Annotated in this window: 14 protein-coding genes; 11 read left to right on the top strand and 3 right to left on the bottom strand. The window is 72.2% G+C overall.

What is annotated here, in order from left to right:
- Nucleotides 1-45: 45 nt before the first annotated feature.
- From ACQEVU_RS47010 to nirB, 3 genes are all read right to left on the bottom strand, one after another.
- A complete protein-coding gene (locus tag ACQEVU_RS47010; protein ID WP_433336334.1) occupies nt 46-1,188 on the bottom strand; it encodes a uroporphyrinogen-III synthase in 1,143 nt (380 codons plus the stop codon).
- 85 nt (nt 1,189-1,273) lie between these two features.
- A complete protein-coding gene (gene nirD / locus ACQEVU_RS47005) occupies nt 1,274-1,600 on the bottom strand; it encodes a nitrite reductase small subunit NirD (protein ID WP_433336332.1) in 327 nt (108 codons plus the stop codon).
- Nucleotides 1,597-4,080, bottom strand: a complete 2,484-nt coding sequence (gene nirB / locus ACQEVU_RS47000) for a nitrite reductase large subunit NirB (RefSeq protein WP_433336330.1) — start codon at nt 4,078-4,080, stop codon at nt 1,597-1,599. The genes nirD and nirB overlap by 4 nt, the downstream gene beginning before the upstream one ends.
- A gap of 207 nt (nt 4,081-4,287) precedes the next feature.
- Here nirB and ACQEVU_RS46995 point away from each other — a divergent pair, with 207 nt between their 5' ends.
- From ACQEVU_RS46995 to tsaE, 11 genes are all read left to right on the top strand, one after another.
- Nucleotides 4,288-4,995 (top strand): hypothetical protein, encoded by a 708-nt coding sequence (locus ACQEVU_RS46995; RefSeq protein WP_433336328.1) that lies wholly within the window; start codon nt 4,288-4,290, stop codon nt 4,993-4,995.
- A 120-nt stretch (nt 4,996-5,115) separates the two neighbouring features.
- Entirely contained in the window at nt 5,116-6,456 is a 1,341-nt protein-coding gene (locus ACQEVU_RS46990; protein WP_433336326.1) for an MFS transporter, read from the top strand.
- A gap of 136 nt (nt 6,457-6,592) precedes the next feature.
- Entirely contained in the window at nt 6,593-7,036 is a 444-nt protein-coding gene (gene rplM, locus ACQEVU_RS46985) for a 50S ribosomal protein L13 (protein ID WP_433336324.1), read from the top strand.
- Nucleotides 7,037-7,056: 20 nt separating this feature from the next.
- On the top strand, nt 7,057-7,620 hold the full coding sequence (rpsI, locus tag ACQEVU_RS46980; RefSeq protein ID WP_433336322.1) for a 30S ribosomal protein S9: 564 nt from the start codon (nt 7,057-7,059) through the stop codon (nt 7,618-7,620).
- A gap of 87 nt (nt 7,621-7,707) precedes the next feature.
- Nucleotides 7,708-9,054 (top strand): phosphoglucosamine mutase, encoded by a 1,347-nt coding sequence (glmM, locus tag ACQEVU_RS46975; protein ID WP_433336320.1) that lies wholly within the window; start codon nt 7,708-7,710, stop codon nt 9,052-9,054.
- Between the two features lie 12 nt (nt 9,055-9,066).
- Nucleotides 9,067-9,825, top strand: coding sequence for an SDR family oxidoreductase (locus tag ACQEVU_RS46970; protein ID WP_433336318.1), 759 nt, complete (start codon nt 9,067-9,069; stop codon nt 9,823-9,825).
- An 86-nt stretch (nt 9,826-9,911) separates the two neighbouring features.
- Nucleotides 9,912-11,798 carry a glutamine--fructose-6-phosphate transaminase (isomerizing) gene (glmS, locus tag ACQEVU_RS46965; protein WP_433336316.1) on the top strand — a complete coding sequence of 629 codons (1,887 nt, stop codon included), beginning with the start codon at nt 9,912-9,914 and terminating at the stop codon, nt 11,796-11,798.
- Nucleotides 11,799-11,836: 38 nt separating this feature from the next.
- Nucleotides 11,837-12,232 (top strand): holo-ACP synthase, encoded by a 396-nt coding sequence (locus ACQEVU_RS46960; RefSeq protein WP_433336314.1) that lies wholly within the window; start codon nt 11,837-11,839, stop codon nt 12,230-12,232.
- Nucleotides 12,229-13,674, top strand: coding sequence for an NAD(P)H-hydrate dehydratase (locus ACQEVU_RS46955; protein WP_433336312.1), 1,446 nt, complete (start codon nt 12,229-12,231; stop codon nt 13,672-13,674). The genes ACQEVU_RS46960 and ACQEVU_RS46955 overlap by 4 nt, the downstream gene beginning before the upstream one ends.
- A 20-nt stretch (nt 13,675-13,694) precedes the next feature.
- On the top strand, nt 13,695-14,759 hold the full coding sequence (locus tag ACQEVU_RS46950; protein ID WP_433336311.1) for an alpha/beta fold hydrolase: 1,065 nt from the start codon (nt 13,695-13,697) through the stop codon (nt 14,757-14,759).
- Nucleotides 14,760-14,761: 2 nt separating this feature from the next.
- Nucleotides 14,762-15,235 (top strand): tRNA (adenosine(37)-N6)-threonylcarbamoyltransferase complex ATPase subunit type 1 TsaE, encoded by a 474-nt coding sequence (tsaE, locus tag ACQEVU_RS46945; RefSeq protein WP_433339697.1) that lies wholly within the window; start codon nt 14,762-14,764, stop codon nt 15,233-15,235.
- Nucleotides 15,236-15,296: the final 61 nt, after the last annotated feature.

Below are 15,296 nucleotides of genomic sequence, written 5' to 3'. Positions count from 1 at the left end.
GAGTGGAGCGGCGTTCCCTCGGCGCGAGCGCAGCGACCTATGAGTTCAGTCCACCCGCAGGCGGTAGCCCCGCTTCACCACCGTCTGGACGAAGGCCGAGCCGCCCAGGGCGGCTCGTAGCCGTGCCACCGCCATCTCCACCGCGTGCTCGTCGGCGCCGCGCGGAAGCTCCCGCAGCAGCGCGGCGCGGGACAGCACGCGGCCCGGCGAGGCGGCCAGGGCGCGCAGGACGGCCATCGGGCCGGGGGCCAGGGGCTTGAGCGTGCCGTCGATGATCGCGGCGTGGCCGCGCAGCGTGACCGAGGCGCCGGCGACGTGCAGGGTGGGGGAGCGCTTCGGCAGCTCGTCGACCAGGATGCGCACCAGGGCGCCGAGGCGGGCCCGGGTCGGCGCGGCGACCGGCACGCCCAGGCGCTGCAACGGGGCCGAGGTCACCGGGCCGACGCAGGCCGCCAGCACGTCGGTGCGCAGCGCCTCGAGCACGTCGGGGGCCTCCGCGCCGGCCACGCGCAGCAGCGAGCTGACCGCGGGGGCCGACGTGAACGTGACCGAGTCGACCAGGCGCGAGCAGATCAGGTCGACCAGGCGGCGCAGGGGGGCCGGGTCGATCGGGGGCGCCCAGCGGTACACCGGAATCTCCACGACGATCGCCCCGGCGTCGCGCAGCGCGGACGTGAACTCGGGGTGAGGCTCCCCGTGCAGCTGCACGGCGATGCGCCGGCCCGCGATCCCGCCCGGATAGCCCGTTCCCAGCAGGTACTCGAGGACCTCGTCGCAGCTCTCCGTGTCCGGTGACCACGCCTCGAGCATGCCGGCCGCCCGGACCGCGCCCTTGGCCTTCGGGCCCCGCGCGATCAGGTACGCCTCGCCGAGCCGCGTCCGCAGCGCCTCGCCCAGGCCCCAGCCCTCGGCCGCCTCGAGCCAGCCGCGCAGGCCGATGCCGGTGGTGGCGATGACGATGTCCGGCGCCACGTCGACGCAGGATACCGTGGCCGCCTTGAGCTCGGTGTCGTCGGCGACCGGGACGATGCGCAGCGCGGGGGCGAGCACGACGCGGGCGCCCCGCCGCTCCAGCAGGGCGCTCAGCTCGTCGCGGCGCCGGTCGGCGGTGACGGCGACCGTGAACCCGGCCAGCGGCAGGTCCTCGTCCGAGTCCGGGTGCGCCTCCAAGGTGCTGCCCGCGCTCATGCGACGACCTCCGCAACGCTGCGGCCGCCGCACGAGTCAAAGCTGTGTTTCCGGTGAGCGGCCACTCCGCTTCGCTCCGTACCGCTCACGAGGGCTCCCCGACGAGCACCATGCCGTCGTGGACGCGCACGGCGTACACCGGCACCCGGATCGCGGGATCGTCCACGCACTCGCCGGTGGTCAGGTCGAACGCCTGCTTGTGCATCGGCGAGGCCACGACCGGCGTGTCCCCGCGGCTGCCCACGATGCCGCGCGAGAGCACGGCGGCGCCGCTGAACGGGTCGAGGTTGCCGATGGCGTACAGCCCGTCGTCGAACGTCCGGAACAGCGCCACCTGCACCCCGTCGACCAGGGCGGCCACGCCGCGCTCCGGTTCCAGCCGCAGGTACGGGCAGACAGCGGTCCACTTCATGGTCGCGCTCCAAGGACGACGGGCACGGGCTGTCCGCGCTCGGAAACGAAGGAGATCGTCGGGTCCGGGGTGCCGGGGGCGTTCACGAACGACACGAAGCGGGCCAGCCGCTGCGGGTCCTCGACGGTGGCCCGCCACTCGTCCATGTACGAGGAGATGTGGTGGGACATCTGCGTGTCGAGCTCCTCGGCGATGCCGAGCGAGTCGTCGACGATCACCGCGCGCAGGTACTCCAGGCCGCCCTCGAGCCCCTCGAGCCAGGCCGAGGTGCGCTGCAGCCGGTCGGCGGTGCGGATGTAGAACATCAGGAACCGGTCGACGGTGCGGATGAGCTCCTCGGTGCTCAGGTCCGAGGCCAGCAGGTCCGCGTGGCGGGGGCGGAAGCCGCCGTTGCCGGCGACGTAGAGGTTCCAGCCGTTCTCCGTGGCGATGATGCCGAAGTCCTTGCCGCGGGCCTCGGCGCACTCGCGGGCGCAGCCGGACACCGCGGACTTGAGCTTGTGGGGCGCGCGCAGGCCGCGGTACCGCAGCTCGAGCTCGATCGCCAGCCCCACCGAGTCCTGCACGCCGTAGCGGCACCAGGTCGAGCCGACGCACGACTTCACCGTGCGCAGCGCCTTGCCGTAGGCGTGCCCGGACTCGAACCCGGCCGCGACCAGCCGGCTCCAGATCGCCGGCAGCTGCTCCACCCGCGCGCCGAGCAGGTCGATGCGCTGCCCGCCGGTGATCTTGGTGTACAGGTTGAAGTCCCGCGCCACCTCGCCGATCACGATGAGCTTGTCCGGCGTGATCTCCCCGCCGGGGATGCGCGGGACCACCGAGTAGGTGCCGTTGCGCTGGATGTTGGCGAGGAAGTGGTCGTTGGTGTCCTGCAGCGAGGCCTGCTCACCGTCCAGCACGTACTCGTTGTGCAGCGACGCCAGGATCGAGGCGACCGTCGGCTTGCACACGTCGCAGCCGCGGCCCCGCCCGTGCTCGGCGATGAGCTGCGAGAACGTCCGGATGTCGCGCACCCGCACGATGTCGAAGAGCTCGGCGCGGGAGTACTCGAAGTGCTCGCACAGCGCCTTGCCGGCCGCCACGCCCTGAGAAGACAGGATCTGCTTGAGCAGCGGCACGCAGGACCCGCAGCTGGTCCCGGCCCGGGTGCACTCCTTGAGCGCGCCGACGTCGGTGCAGCCCTCGGCGATCGCGGCCACCACCTGGCCCTGCGTGACCGCGTTGCAGCTGCAGACCTGCGCGTCGGCCGGCAGCGCGACGTCGCCGGCCGAGGCGTCCCCGGCCAGCAGGGCGAGCGGATGCCCGGGCAGCGGGCCGCCGACGCTGGCCCGAAGCGTCGGGTACGCGCTCGCGTCACCGACCAGGATGCCGCCGAGCAGCGTCTGGGCGTCGTCGGAGAGGACCAGCTTGGCGTAGCGGCCGTTGACCGGGTCGAGGTACACGATGTCGAGCAGGTCGGGGCGGGGTTTTCCATCGACGGCCGCGTCGCCGAAGCTCGCCACGTCGACGCCGAGCAGCTTGAGCTTCGTCGACGTGTCCGCGCCCGGGAACTCGGCCGAGCCGCCGACCAGCCGGTCGGCCACCACCTCGGCCATGGCGTAGCCGGGCGCGACCAGCCCGTAGCAGCGGCCCTCGATCTCGGCGCACTCGCCGATCGCGTAGACCGCCGGGTCCTCGGTGCGGCAGGCGGCGTCCACCACGATCCCGCCGCGCGCCCCCGTCGCCAGGCCCATCGAGCGGGCCAGCTCGTCGCGCGGCCGGATGCCCGCCGCGACCACCACGATGTCGGCGGGGACGTGGGCGCCGTCGGAGAGCGTGAGGCCGAGCCGGCCGCTCGACGACATCTGGCGGATCGCGGTCGTGCCCGCGCCGACGTGCACCCGCACGCCGAGGTCCTCCACGTATCGGCGCAGCACGGCGCCGCCGGCCGCGTCGACCTGGACCGGCATCAGCCGCGGCGCGAACTCGATGACGTGGGTGCGCAGGCCCAGCAGGCGCAGCGCGTTGGCCGCCTCCAGGCCGAGCAGCCCGCCGCCGATGACCGCGCCGACCTCCCGGCCCTTGGCGTGATCGCGGATCGCCTCCAGATCGTCGAGGGTGCGGTACACGAACACCCCCGCCTGGTCGACCCCGCTGATCGGCGGCACGAACGCCGACGAGCCCGTGGCCAGGACCAGGACGTCGTAGGGGTACTCCCCGGCGCCGGTGCGCACCAGCCGCGCCGCGCGGTCGACCGAGACGGCCGGCTCCCCGAGGCGCAGGTCCACCCCGCCGGGCACCGCGTAGGTGAGCTCCTCGGCGGAGACGCCGTCGAAGTATGCGGACAGGCGCACGCGGTCGTACGCCGACCGGCCCTCCTCGGCGAGGACCGTGACCTGGAACCGGCCCCCGGTGTCGCGGGACTGCAGCGCCTCCAGGAAGCGATGCCCCACCATGCCGTGGCCGATGACGACGACCCTCGTCGAAGACGCTTCGGACATGCCCAAAGGCTGCCGGGGGGCGGTTTCGCTCCAGGGTCCCGAATGTTTCGCGCCTGCTAAGAGCGGCTCACACGCGGCTTGAGCAGGCCGTTACCGCGCCGTCGCCCAAACGGTATCGGGTGTGCCAGATCCTTGCACGGTAGGGTGGCGACGGTTCGCAACGGGGTAAACAACCACGGACCCCTATGAACACGCGAGGAGGAGCAGATGCGCACGACCGGCAAGGCCGCCATCGCGGCCGTTGCGGTGCTCAGCATCGGGCTGGCTGGATGCGGCAGTGACAAGTCCCCCGGATCGTCCGCCACCGCGGGGGCCTCGGGCAACGCCACAACCGGCGCCTCCGCCGGCGCGTCGGGCGGCGCCGGGGACAGCGGCGGCACCACCGGCGGCGGCCAGGGCAGCGCGGCCCAGTGCCTCGTCGGCAGCTGGAAGGCGGACGGCCTCACCGGCAAGCTCAGCGGTCCCGTCGAGGGCACCTTCAACGGTGGCGGCGGCGCCCTGATGACGATCGACTCGGGCGGCAAGACCCAGGTCAATTTCGACCCGATGCAACCGGTGACCTTCGCCTTCAAGGTCTCGGGCAACGACGTCAAGGGCAGCTTCGCCTACGGCGGCAAGGTCAACGCGAACATCAAGACCCCGTCGTCGGCGACCGGCACGCTGGAGCCGACCGGGACCGTCGACTTCAGCAGCCTCACCGTGACCGTCGACCTGACCGCGCCCGCCGCGGTCCGCGTCGCCGACAAGATGAAGATCACGGAGTTCACCGGCAGCGGCACCGCGGACACCGGCGGCGCCGTCGACGCGCAGCCCGTGCTCAAGAAGAGCCAGTACGACTGCAGCGGCTCCACGCTCAAGCTTTCGCCGCCGTCCGGCGGCCCGGACACCGGCACCTGGACCTTCCGCAAGGCCTGACCTGCACATTCGGCGGCGGCGGATCTCACAAGCGGGGATCCGCCGCCGTGTGGGAAACGTTTCGGGGCCGACAACTTCGGCGCCACGAGGTGAAACCGGGCGTCCCTAGCCTCCACGGTCATGACCCTTGCCGTGGAAAGACCGCAGTCTCCGTCAGGGCCGCGCCGCGGCCGGTGGATCGACGACTGGCGCCCCGAGGACCCCGACTTCTGGGCCCGCACCGGGTCGAAGGTGGCCCGGCGCAACCTGATCGTGTCGATTCTCTCCGAGCACATCGGCTTCTCCATCTGGAGCCTGTGGTCGGTCTTCGTGCTTTTCCTCGGGCCGCAGTACGGCCTCGACCCGGCCCAGAAGTTCCTCCTCACGAGCGCGCCCACGCTGGTCGGCGCGGTGCTGCGGCTGCCGTACACCTTCGCCGTGGCCACCTTCGGCGGGCGCAACTGGACGATCTTCAGCGCCCTGATGCTGCTCGTGCCGACGATCTTCGCCGGCATCATCCTCAAGCCCGGCGTCTCCTTCGCGACGCTGCTCATCGCGGCGGCCGTGGCCGGCGTCGGCGGCGGCAACTTCGCCTCGTCGATGGCCAACATCAACGCCTTCTACCCGCAGCGGCTCAAGGGCTGGGCGCTGGGCATCAACGCCGGCGGCGGCAACATCGGCGTGGCCGCCGTCCAGCTCGTCGGGCTGCTGGTGCTCGCCACGGCCGGCGCCGCCCACCCGCGCCTCATCGTGGTCATCTATCTGCCGCTGATCGTCGTCGCCGCCGTACTCGCCGCGGTCTATATGGACAACCTGACGCACGCCTCGAACGACAAGCGCGCCATGCGGGACGTCATCAAGGACGGCCACGCCTGGATCATGTCGCTGCTGTACATCGGGACATTCGGTTCCTTCATCGGCTTCGGCTTCGCCTTCGGGCAGGTCCTGCAGGTGCAGTTCAAGGCCGACTTCTCCACCCCGGTCAAGGCGGCCTACCTGACCTTCCTCGGCCCGCTGCTCGGCTCGCTGATCCGCCCGGTCGGCGGCATGCTGGCCGACCGCTTCGGCGGCGCCCGGATCACGTTCTGGAACTTCGTGGCCATGGCGCTCGGCGCCGGCACCGTCCTGCTGGCCTCCCGCCAGCACTCGCTGCCGCTGTTCGTGACCGGGTTCGTGTTCCTCTTCCTCTTCAGCGGGGTGGGCAACGGATCGACGTACAAGATGATCCCGGCGATCTTCCGGGCCAAGTTCCCGGACGACGAGCAGCAGGCCCGGCGGCTCGCCACCGCGCTCATCGGCGTGGCCGGCGCGATCGGGGCGGCCGGCGGCGTGCTGGTCAACCTGGCGTTCCGGGAGTCGTTCCTGGACTACAAGACGGGTGACGCGGCCTACATCGCCTTCATCGCGTACTACGCCCTCTGCTTCGGAGTAACGTGGCTGGTGTATCTGCGCAGTTCTCCGCGCAGGCTCGCCGCCGTGTGACCCGATTTGGTGTCGGCTGGGGACGCCGAGTATCGTGGAGTGCTGTTGTGCGATGACATGGCGTCCCCACGTCGATTCCGGGGGTACGCATCGCTAGCGCACCCCAAACCGACGACGTGGAAGAACAGGTAGACCTGTGGGTACGTACAGCCCGAAGCCGGGTGAGATCGAGCGCGTTTGGCACGTCATCGATGCCACCGACGTGGTGCTCGGCCGTCTGGCCACGCACGCCGCGACGCTGCTGCGCGGCAAGCACAAGCCGACGTTCGCCCCGCACGTGGACACCGGCGACTTCGTCATCGTGATCAATGCCGGCAAGGTGGCGCTGACCGGCAACAAGCGGCAGACCAAGGTGGCGTACCGCCACTCGGGCTACCCCGGCGGCCTGAAGCGGGTCGGCTACGAGGAGCTGCTGACCAAGCACCCCGAGCGGGCGATCGAGCTGGCCGTCAAGGGCATGCTCCCGCACAACCGCCTTGGCGCGCGCCAGATCCACAAGCTGAAGGTGTACGCGGGCGCCGAGCACCCGCACGCCGCGCAGATGCCCCAGCCGTTCGAGATCAAGCAGATCGCGCAGTGAGCGCGGACGAAGGACTGAGCGTGACCGAGGAGACCACCGCCGCCCCGACGCCGGCCGCTGCCGCCACCGTCGAGGCTGCCCCTTCTGCTGTTACCGGCACGACCCCCGCCACCGCGACGGCGAGCACCGCCACCGCGACGGCGAGCACCGCCACCGCGACGGCGACCACCGCGGCGCCGACCCGCCCCCGCCGCGCCGGCCAGCCGATCCAGACGGTCGGCCGCCGCAAGGAGGCCATCGTCCGGGTCCGCCTGGTCCCCGGCACCGGCAAGTTCCTGCTCAACGGCCGCGAGCTCGAGAACTACTTCCCGAGCAAGGTGCACCAGCAGTCCGTCAAGGAGCCGCTGGTCATCGCCGAGAAGGCCGAGACCTTCGACGTCTTCGCCAACCTGCGCGGCGGCGGCACCACCGGCCAGGCCGGTGCGCTGCGGCTCGCGATCGCGCGTGCCCTCGTCGAGAACGACGCGGACGACCGCGCGGCGCTCAAGAAGGCCGGCTTCCTGACCCGGGACGCCCGCGCCACCGAGCGCAAGAAGTACGGCCTGAAGAAGGCCCGCAAGGCCCCGCAGTACTCGAAGCGCTAACAAAGCCTGTCGGCCGGGTGCCACCCTGGAGGTGCGCGCCCGGCCGATTTTGCGCTGTGCGCGAGGTACAACCATGGGAGGTACGCAATGGGGCGACTCTTCGGCACCGACGGGGTGCGCGGGCGGGCCAACGCCGATCTGACTCCGGAGCTGGCCATGGCGGTCGCCATCGCGGCCGCCCAGGCGCTGTTCGAGCACGACCATTCGCACGCGCCCGTCGCGGTCGTCGGCCGTGACCCGCGGGCCAGCGGCGAGATGCTGGAGGCGGCCGTCGTGGCCGGCCTCACCAGCGCCGGCGCGAACGTGGTGCGGGTCGGCGTGCTGCCGACGCCCGCCGTGGCGTACCTCACCGGCGTGCTCGAGGCCGACATCGGCGTGATGCTCTCGGCCTCGCACAACCCGATGCCCGACAACGGGATCAAGCTCTTCGCGGCCGGCGGGCACAAGCTGCCCGACGAGGTCGAGGACGAGATCGAGCGCCTCATGGACAACGGCACCCACCGCCGTCCCACCGGCGCCGGGGTCGGCCGGGTCACCGACTACGCCGAGGGCGAGGACCGCTACGTCCGGCACCTGCTGACCTCCCTGCCGAGCCCGCTCGCGGAGCTCAAGGTCGTCGTGGACTGCGCCAACGGCGCCGCCTCCTCGGCCGCCCCGGAGGCGTACCGGCGGGCCGGGGCCTCGGTCATCGCGATCAACGCGGACCCCGACGGCCTCAACATCAACGAGGACTGCGGCTCCAACCACATCGCCCAGCTGCGCGCGGCCGTCGTCGAGCACGGCGCCGACCTGGGCATCGCCCACGACGGCGACGCCGACCGCTGCATCGCGGTGGCGGCCGACGGCACCGAGGTCGACGGCGACCAGATCATGGCGATCCTGGCGCTGTCGATGCGCGAGGCCGGCACGCTCACCGAGGACACGCTCGTCGCGACCGTCATGAGCAACCTGGGCCTCAAGCTCGCCATGGCCGAGGCCGGCATCCGACTGCTGGAGACGAAGGTCGGCGACCGGTACGTGCTGGAGGAGCTGCGGGCCAAGGGCCTCGCGCTCGGCGGCGAGCAGAGCGGCCACATCGTCATGCCGGCCTACGCGACGACGGGCGACGGCGTGCTCACCGCGCTGCACCTGATGGGGCGCATGGAGCGCACGGGCCGGAGCCTGAAGGAGCTGGCCGCCGTGGTACAGCGGCTGCCCCAGGTGATGATCAACGTTCCCGTGCTGGACCGCGCCGCGGCGGCGCGCTCCCCGCAGGTGCTGGACGCGGCCAAGCAGGTCGAGGCCGAGCTGGGCGGCGCGGGCCGGGTGCTGCTGCGCCCGTCGGGCACCGAGCAGCTCGTGCGGGTGATGGTCGAGGCCGGCACCCAGGAGACCGCGAAGGAAGCGGCCGAGCGGATCGCTCACATCGTGCGGAGCGCCTCTCCTACTGGGTAGTAACGTGCGGGCATGACAGATGCCCGCACCGTCATCATCACCGGCGCCTCCCGCGGCATCGGCAAGGCGAGCGCCCTGGCCTTCGCCGCCGAGGGCTGCAACGTCGTGCTGACCTCGCGCAAGATCGAGTCGCTGACCGAGGTCGCCGAGGAGATCACCGCCAAGTTCCCCGAGGCCGGCGTGCTCGCCCACGCCGCGCACGCCGCCGAGCCCGAGCAGGCGGCCGCCGTCGTCGACGCCGCCGTGCAGCGCTTCGGCGCGGTCGACGTGCTGGTCAACAATGCCGGCACCAACCCCTACTTCGGCCCGCTCGTGGACATCGACCCGGTCCGCGCGGAGAAGACGGTCCGGCTCAACCAGTTCGGCCCGGTGCTGTGGAGCCAGCTGGTGTGGAGGGCGTCGATGGCGGCGCGCGGCGGGGCGATCGTCAACGTCGCGTCGGTCGGCGGCATTCTCACCGAGCCCGGGATCGGGTACTACAACGCCACCAAGGCCGCCGTGATCCACCTGACCCGGCAACTGGCCGCCGAGCTCGCCCCCGCGGTGCGGGTCAACGGCGTCGCGCCCGGGATCGTGCGCACGCACCTCGCGCGGGGGCTGTGGGAGAACAACGAGGAGTACCTCCGCGAAAAGCTGCCGCTCGGGCGCATCGGGGAGCCGGAGGACATTGCGGACATCATCACCTTCCTGGCCGGACCTGCGTCACGCTGGATGACGGGGCAGACACTGGTCGTGGACGGCGGCGCGCAGATCCGATCCTCGCTGATTTAGCAATCGCCCGACTGTGCGCAATACCCGTGCGCGTACGCGACAGTTTCGCGCACGGGTCCTGCGCGAATTTCTGCTACGGTACGGGCATGTGCGGAATCGTGGGGTACGCCGGCACCCGGCCGGCCTTGAACATCGTGCTGGACGGGCTGCGGCGGCTGGAGTACCGCGGCTACGACTCCGCCGGCGTCGCCATCGTCGGCGGTGACCTGCTCACCGCCAAACGCGCCGGCAAGCTCGCCAACCTCGAGAAGGCGCTCGCCGACGAGGGCAACGCCGTCGGGGCCAACACCGGTATGGCATCCGGCACGACCGGCATCGGCCACACCCGCTGGGCCACCCACGGCGGCCCCACCGACCGCAACGCGCACCCGCACCGCTCGTTCGACGGCCGGGTCGCCGTCATCCACAACGGGATCATCGAGAACTTCGCGAAGCTGCGCGCCGAGCTCGAGTCCGCCGGCGTCGAGTTCGCCAGCGACACCGACACCGAGTGCGCCGCCCACCTGCTCGCCCAGGCCCTGGCGGATGCCGCCGGCGACACCCCGGGCGAGCGCCTCGCCGAGGCGATGCGGGCCGTGTGCCGCCGGCTGGAGGGCGCGTTCACGCTGCTCGCCGTCGACGTGCAGGCCCCGGGCGTCGTGGTCGGCGCCCGGCGCAACTCCCCGCTCGTCGTCGGCCGCGGCCAGGGCGAGAACTACCTGGCCAGCGACGTGTCGGCGTTCATCGAGCACACCCGCGAGGCGGTCGAGCTGGGCCAGGACCAGGTCGTGCTGATCTCCGGCGACGCGATCGTCATCACCGACTTCCAGGGCAACGTCGCCGAGGGCAAGACGTTCCACATCGACTGGGACGCCTCCGCCGCCGAGAAGGGCGGCTACGACTACTTCATGCTCAAGGAGATCGCCGAGCAGCCGCACGCGGTCGCCGAGACCCTGCTGGGCCGGCTCAACGAGCACGGCGACCTGATGCTCGACGAGGTCCGCCTGTCCGACCAGGACCTGCGCGACGTCGACAAGGTGTTCATCGTCGCCTGCGGCACGGCCTACCACGCAGGGATGGTGGCGAAGTACGCCATCGAGCACTGGACCCGCATCCCGTGCGAGGTCGAGCTGGCCAGCGAGTTCCGGTACCGCGACCCGGTGCTCGACCGCTCGACGCTGGTCGTGGCGATCTCGCAGTCCGGCGAGACGATGGACACCCTGATGGCGCTGCGCCACGCGAAGGAGCAGAAGGCCCGGGTCCTCGCGATCTGCAACACCAACGGCTCGACGATCCCGCGGGAGTCGGACGCGGTGCTGTACACCCACGCCGGCCCGGAGATCGCGGTCGCCTCCACGAAGGCGTTCCTCACCCAGCTCGTGGCCTGCTACCTCGTCGGGCTGCACCTGGCGCAGGTGCGCGGGGTGAAGTACGCCGACGAGGTCGGCGCCGTCGTCGCCCAGCTGCAGGAGATGCCGGCCAAGGTCGAGCAGGTCCTGTCCATGATGGCCCCGATCCGCGAGCTGGCCCGCGACCTCGCCGAGGCCAAGAGCGTGCTGTTCATCGGCCGCCACGTGAGCTACCCGGTGGCGCTGGAGGGCGCGCTGAAGCTCAAGGAGCTCGCGTACATGCACGCCGAGGGCTTCGCGGCCGGCGAGCTCAAGCACGGCCCGATCGCCCTCATCGACCACGGCACCCCGGTCGTGTGCGTGGTGCCCTCGCCCCGCGGCCGCGGCGTGCTGCACGACAAGGTCGTCTCCAACATCCAGGAGGTCCGGGCCCGCGGCGCCCGCACGATCGTGATCGCCGAGGAGGGCGACGAGGCCGTGCGCCCGTACGCCGACCACCTCTTCCACGTCCCGGTCACCCCGACCCTGCTCGCCCCGCTGGTCACCACCGTCCCGCTGCAGGTCCTGGCCTGCGAGATCGCCGCGGCCCGGGGCCACGACGTCGACCAGCCGCGCAACCTGGCCAAGTCGGTCACCGTCGAGTAGGGACGGTGCGCCCGGGCCAATGTGACAAAGTGGTCCGTGTGATCGTGTCTGTCGGCATCGACGTCGTCCTGGTCGAACGCTTCGGCAAGGCATTGGAACGCACGCCGCTGCTCATCGACCGCCTTTTCACCTCCGCCGAGCGGGTCACCTCATCCGGGAACCCCCGCTCGGCGGAGTCGCTGGCGGCCCGGTTCGCCGCCAAGGAGTCGGTCGCCAAGGCCCTCGGCGCGCCCGGCGGGCTGCACTGGCACGACTGCGAGATCGTCAGCGATCCCGACGGCCGGCCGTGGCTGACCGTCTCCGGCACCGTTGCCCGGGCCGCCGCCGAGCGCGGGATCTCCCGCTGGCACCTGTCGCTGTCGCACGACGGCGGCATCGCCTCGGCGATGGTGGTGGCCGAGGGCACGCCGGTCGACCTGGGGAGGCCCCAATGAGAACCGCGTGGCGGGTCGCGCAGGTGCGCGCGGCCGAAGAGTCCCTGATGAAGACGCTGCCCGAGGGCGCGCTGATGCAGCGGGCCGCCGCGGGCCTCGCGCGCCGCTGCGCCGACAGCCTTCCCCGGGTGTACGGCAGCCGCGTCCTGCTGCTCGTCGGCCCCGGCAACAACGGCGGCGACGCGCTCTACGCCGGCGCCCAGCTCGCCCGCCGCGGCGCGCGGGTCGAGGCGCTGCTGTTCGACCCGGAGCGGGCCCACCGCGGCGGGGCCGCCGCGCTGCACGACGCCGGCGGCCGGCTGCTCGACCCGAGGACCAACGGGATGCCGGCGGCCGACCTGGTCGTCGACGGCATCCTCGGCATCGGCGGGCGCGGCGGGCTGCGCGAGCCGCACGCCTCCCGGGTCGCCGGCCTCGCCGACCGGCTGCGCGACGCGCTCGTCATCGCCGTCGACGTGCCCTCGGGCGTCGACACCGACACCGGCGCGGTCACCGGCATGGCGATCCACGCCGACATCACGGTGACCTTCGGCGCCCTCAAGCCGGGGCTGCTGGTCGGCGCCGGTGCCGTACACAGTGGGATCGTGGAGCTTGTCGACATCGGCCTCGGCCCGCACCTCGAGGGCGATCCGGCGCTCTACGTGCCCGACGCGGCGGACATCGGCGCATGGTGGCCGCGGCCGGTGGCGAACGACAACAAGTACTCCCGCGGCGTCGTCGGCGTCGCCACCGGCTCCGACAAGTACCCCGGGGCCGCCGTGCTGTCCACCGCCGGCGCCCTGGCCGGCCCGGCCGGTCTGGTCCGTTACGCCGGCGGCGCGGCCGGTGCCGTGCGCTTCCACCACCCGCCGGTCATCGCGACCGAGCGGGTCGTCGACGCCGGCCGGGTCCAGGCGTGGGTGTGCGGCAGCGGCCTCGGCACCGACGAGCGCGCCTTCGTCGAGCTGCGCGCGGTCCTCGGCGCACCGGTGCCCGCCATCCTCGACGCCGACGCGCTGACCCTGCTCGCCAACGCCCGGATGGCCGACTGGCTGCGCGAGCGCGACGCTCCGACGGTCGTCACCCCGCACGACGGGGAGTTCCAGCGCCTCTCCGGCGGCGCGCCCGGCGACGACCGGATCGCCGCCGCGACCGGCCTCGCCGAGCGCATGGACGCGGTCGTGCTCCTCAAGGGCGACCGCACGATCGTCGCCACCCCCGACGGCCGGGTCTTCGTCAACCCGACCGGCACCCCGGCCCTGGCCACCGGCGGCACCGGCGACGTGCTCGCCGGCCTCCTCGGCGCGCTGCTGGCCGGGGGCCTGCCGGCCGAGCAGGCGGCCGTCGCCGCCGCCTACGCGCACGGCCTCGCCGGCCGGCTCGCGGCCGAGGGCGGCCCGGTCACCGCGGCGGACGTCGCCGTCCAACTGCGTGCGGCGGTCGCGATCTTAACTCGCGGGTAACGACCGTTTAGGCTTTGTGCATGGGTACCGAGGTGGTCAAGAGCGGCAACCGGAAGCGGACGGCCGGCATCATCGGCGCGGTCGTCGGCCTCGCGGCGGCGGGCGTGGCAGCCGGGGTGGCCACCGAGCGGTATCTCGTGCGGCGCTCCAAGAACGCCGACGACCCCCACGCCGACGAGGAGTTCGGCGTCTGGCACAGCGACGAGCAGCTCACCGTCACCACCGACGACGGCCTCGACCTGTACGTCGAGGTCGTCGACGGCCCCGGTCCCACCCTCGTCTTCGTGCACGGCTTCTGCCTGGACATGGGCACGTTTCACTTCCAGCGCAAGTTCTTCGAGGGCAAGTACCGCATGGTCTTCTACGACCAGCCCGGCCACGGCCGCTCGGGCCGCCTGAAGAAGGGCGAGTACAACATCGACGCCCTCGGCGCCGGCCTGCGCGCGGTCCTGCAGGCCACCGCCCCGACCGGCCCGATCGTCCTGGTCGGCCACTCCATGGGCGGCATGACGATCATGGCGCTCGCCGAGCAGGTCCCCGAGCTGTTCGAGAACCGCGTCGGCGCCGCCGTGCTGATCTCCACTTCGGCCGGCAAGCTCGATCAGGTCAACTTCGGCCTGCCCGAGGTCGTCGCCCGCTTCCGCCGCCCGCTGCTGCCGATCGTCGGCCTGGCCGGCCCGATCAGCTCGGCGGTGATCGACCGCGCCCGCCACGCCGCGACCGACCTGGCCTGGCTGCTGACCCGCCGCTACGGCTTCGGCACGGCCCGCCCCAGCCCGGCCCTGGTGTCGTACGTCGAGAAGATGAACTCCACGACGTCGACCGAGGTCATCGCCAGGTACCTCCGCACGCTCTACACCCACTCCCGGCTGCTGGTCCTGGGCCCCCTGCGCGACCTGCCCGTCCTGCTCGTATGTGGCGACAAGGACCAGCTGACGCCGCTGACCCACACGTACGAGATAACGTCTGTGCTGCCCGAGGCGGAGCTCGTCGTGGTCCCCGACGGCGGCCACGTCGTGCTGCTCGAGCACGCCGACGAGGTCAACGATGCGATGGATGAGTTCCTGACGAAGGTGCTTACGTGACGATGGTTCTCGCGACGGTCGAGCAGACCCGCGACTTCGGCCGCTCGCTGGCCGCGCTGCTGCGCGCCGGCGACCTTGTTGTCCTCACCGGCCCGCTCGGCGCCGGCAAGACCGCCCTGGCCCAGGGCGTCGGCGCGGGCCTGCGCGTCCGCGGCGACGTGACGTCCCCCACGTTCGTGATCGCGCGGGTGCACCGCCCCGACCCGGTCCGCGGCGGCACGCTGCCGATGGTCCACGTCGACGCGTACCGCCTGGGCAACGTGACCGACCCGATCGGCGAGGTCGACGCCTTGGACCTGGACGCGACGCTCGAGGACTCGGTGACGCTCGTCGAGTGGGGGGAGGGGCTTGTCGAGCAGCTCAGCGACGAGCACCTGGAGGTCCGCCTGGACCGCCGCGACGACGATTCGCGCGTGGTGGCCCTGATCCCCCGCGGCGGCGACTGGCCCGCCCGCGCAGCGTCCCTGTCCTCGTAGCTCGGCCGCACGTCCGGGGCCGATTTCGTCGAACTTTGACGTAGAGTGGGCTGAACGTGCT

Source organism: Dactylosporangium sp. CA-139066 (assembly GCF_050936175.1).
In the GTDB taxonomy this organism is placed as follows: Bacteria; Actinomycetota; Actinomycetes; order Mycobacteriales; family Micromonosporaceae; genus Dactylosporangium.
Note: the sequence above shows the minus strand (reverse complement) of the source record. Positions and strands in the feature narration are given on the sequence as shown.

What these genes read in the sequence shown, in the direction of transcription:
- ACQEVU_RS47010 (WP_433336334.1), bottom strand. Translation starts at nt 1,188, where the DNA reads ATGAGCGCGGGCAGCACCTTGGAGGCGCACCCGGACTCGGACGAGGAC.
- nirD (WP_433336332.1), bottom strand. Translation starts at nt 1,600, where the DNA reads ATGAAGTGGACCGCTGTCTGCCCGTACCTGCGGCTGGAACCGGAGCGC.
- nirB (WP_433336330.1), bottom strand. Translation starts at nt 4,080, where the DNA reads ATGTCCGAAGCGTCTTCGACGAGGGTCGTCGTCATCGGCCACGGCATG.
- ACQEVU_RS46995 (WP_433336328.1), top strand. Translation starts at nt 4,288, where the DNA reads ATGCGCACGACCGGCAAGGCCGCCATCGCGGCCGTTGCGGTGCTCAGC.
- ACQEVU_RS46990 (WP_433336326.1), top strand. Translation starts at nt 5,116, where the DNA reads ATGACCCTTGCCGTGGAAAGACCGCAGTCTCCGTCAGGGCCGCGCCGC.
- glmM (WP_433336320.1), top strand. Translation starts at nt 7,708, where the DNA reads ATGGGGCGACTCTTCGGCACCGACGGGGTGCGCGGGCGGGCCAACGCC.
- ACQEVU_RS46970 (WP_433336318.1), top strand. Translation starts at nt 9,067, where the DNA reads ATGACAGATGCCCGCACCGTCATCATCACCGGCGCCTCCCGCGGCATC.
- glmS (WP_433336316.1), top strand. Translation starts at nt 9,912, where the DNA reads ATGTGCGGAATCGTGGGGTACGCCGGCACCCGGCCGGCCTTGAACATC.
- ACQEVU_RS46955 (WP_433336312.1), top strand. Translation starts at nt 12,229, where the DNA reads ATGAGAACCGCGTGGCGGGTCGCGCAGGTGCGCGCGGCCGAAGAGTCC.
- ACQEVU_RS46950 (WP_433336311.1), top strand. Translation starts at nt 13,695, where the DNA reads ATGGGTACCGAGGTGGTCAAGAGCGGCAACCGGAAGCGGACGGCCGGC.
- tsaE (WP_433339697.1), top strand. Translation starts at nt 14,762, where the DNA reads ATGGTTCTCGCGACGGTCGAGCAGACCCGCGACTTCGGCCGCTCGCTG.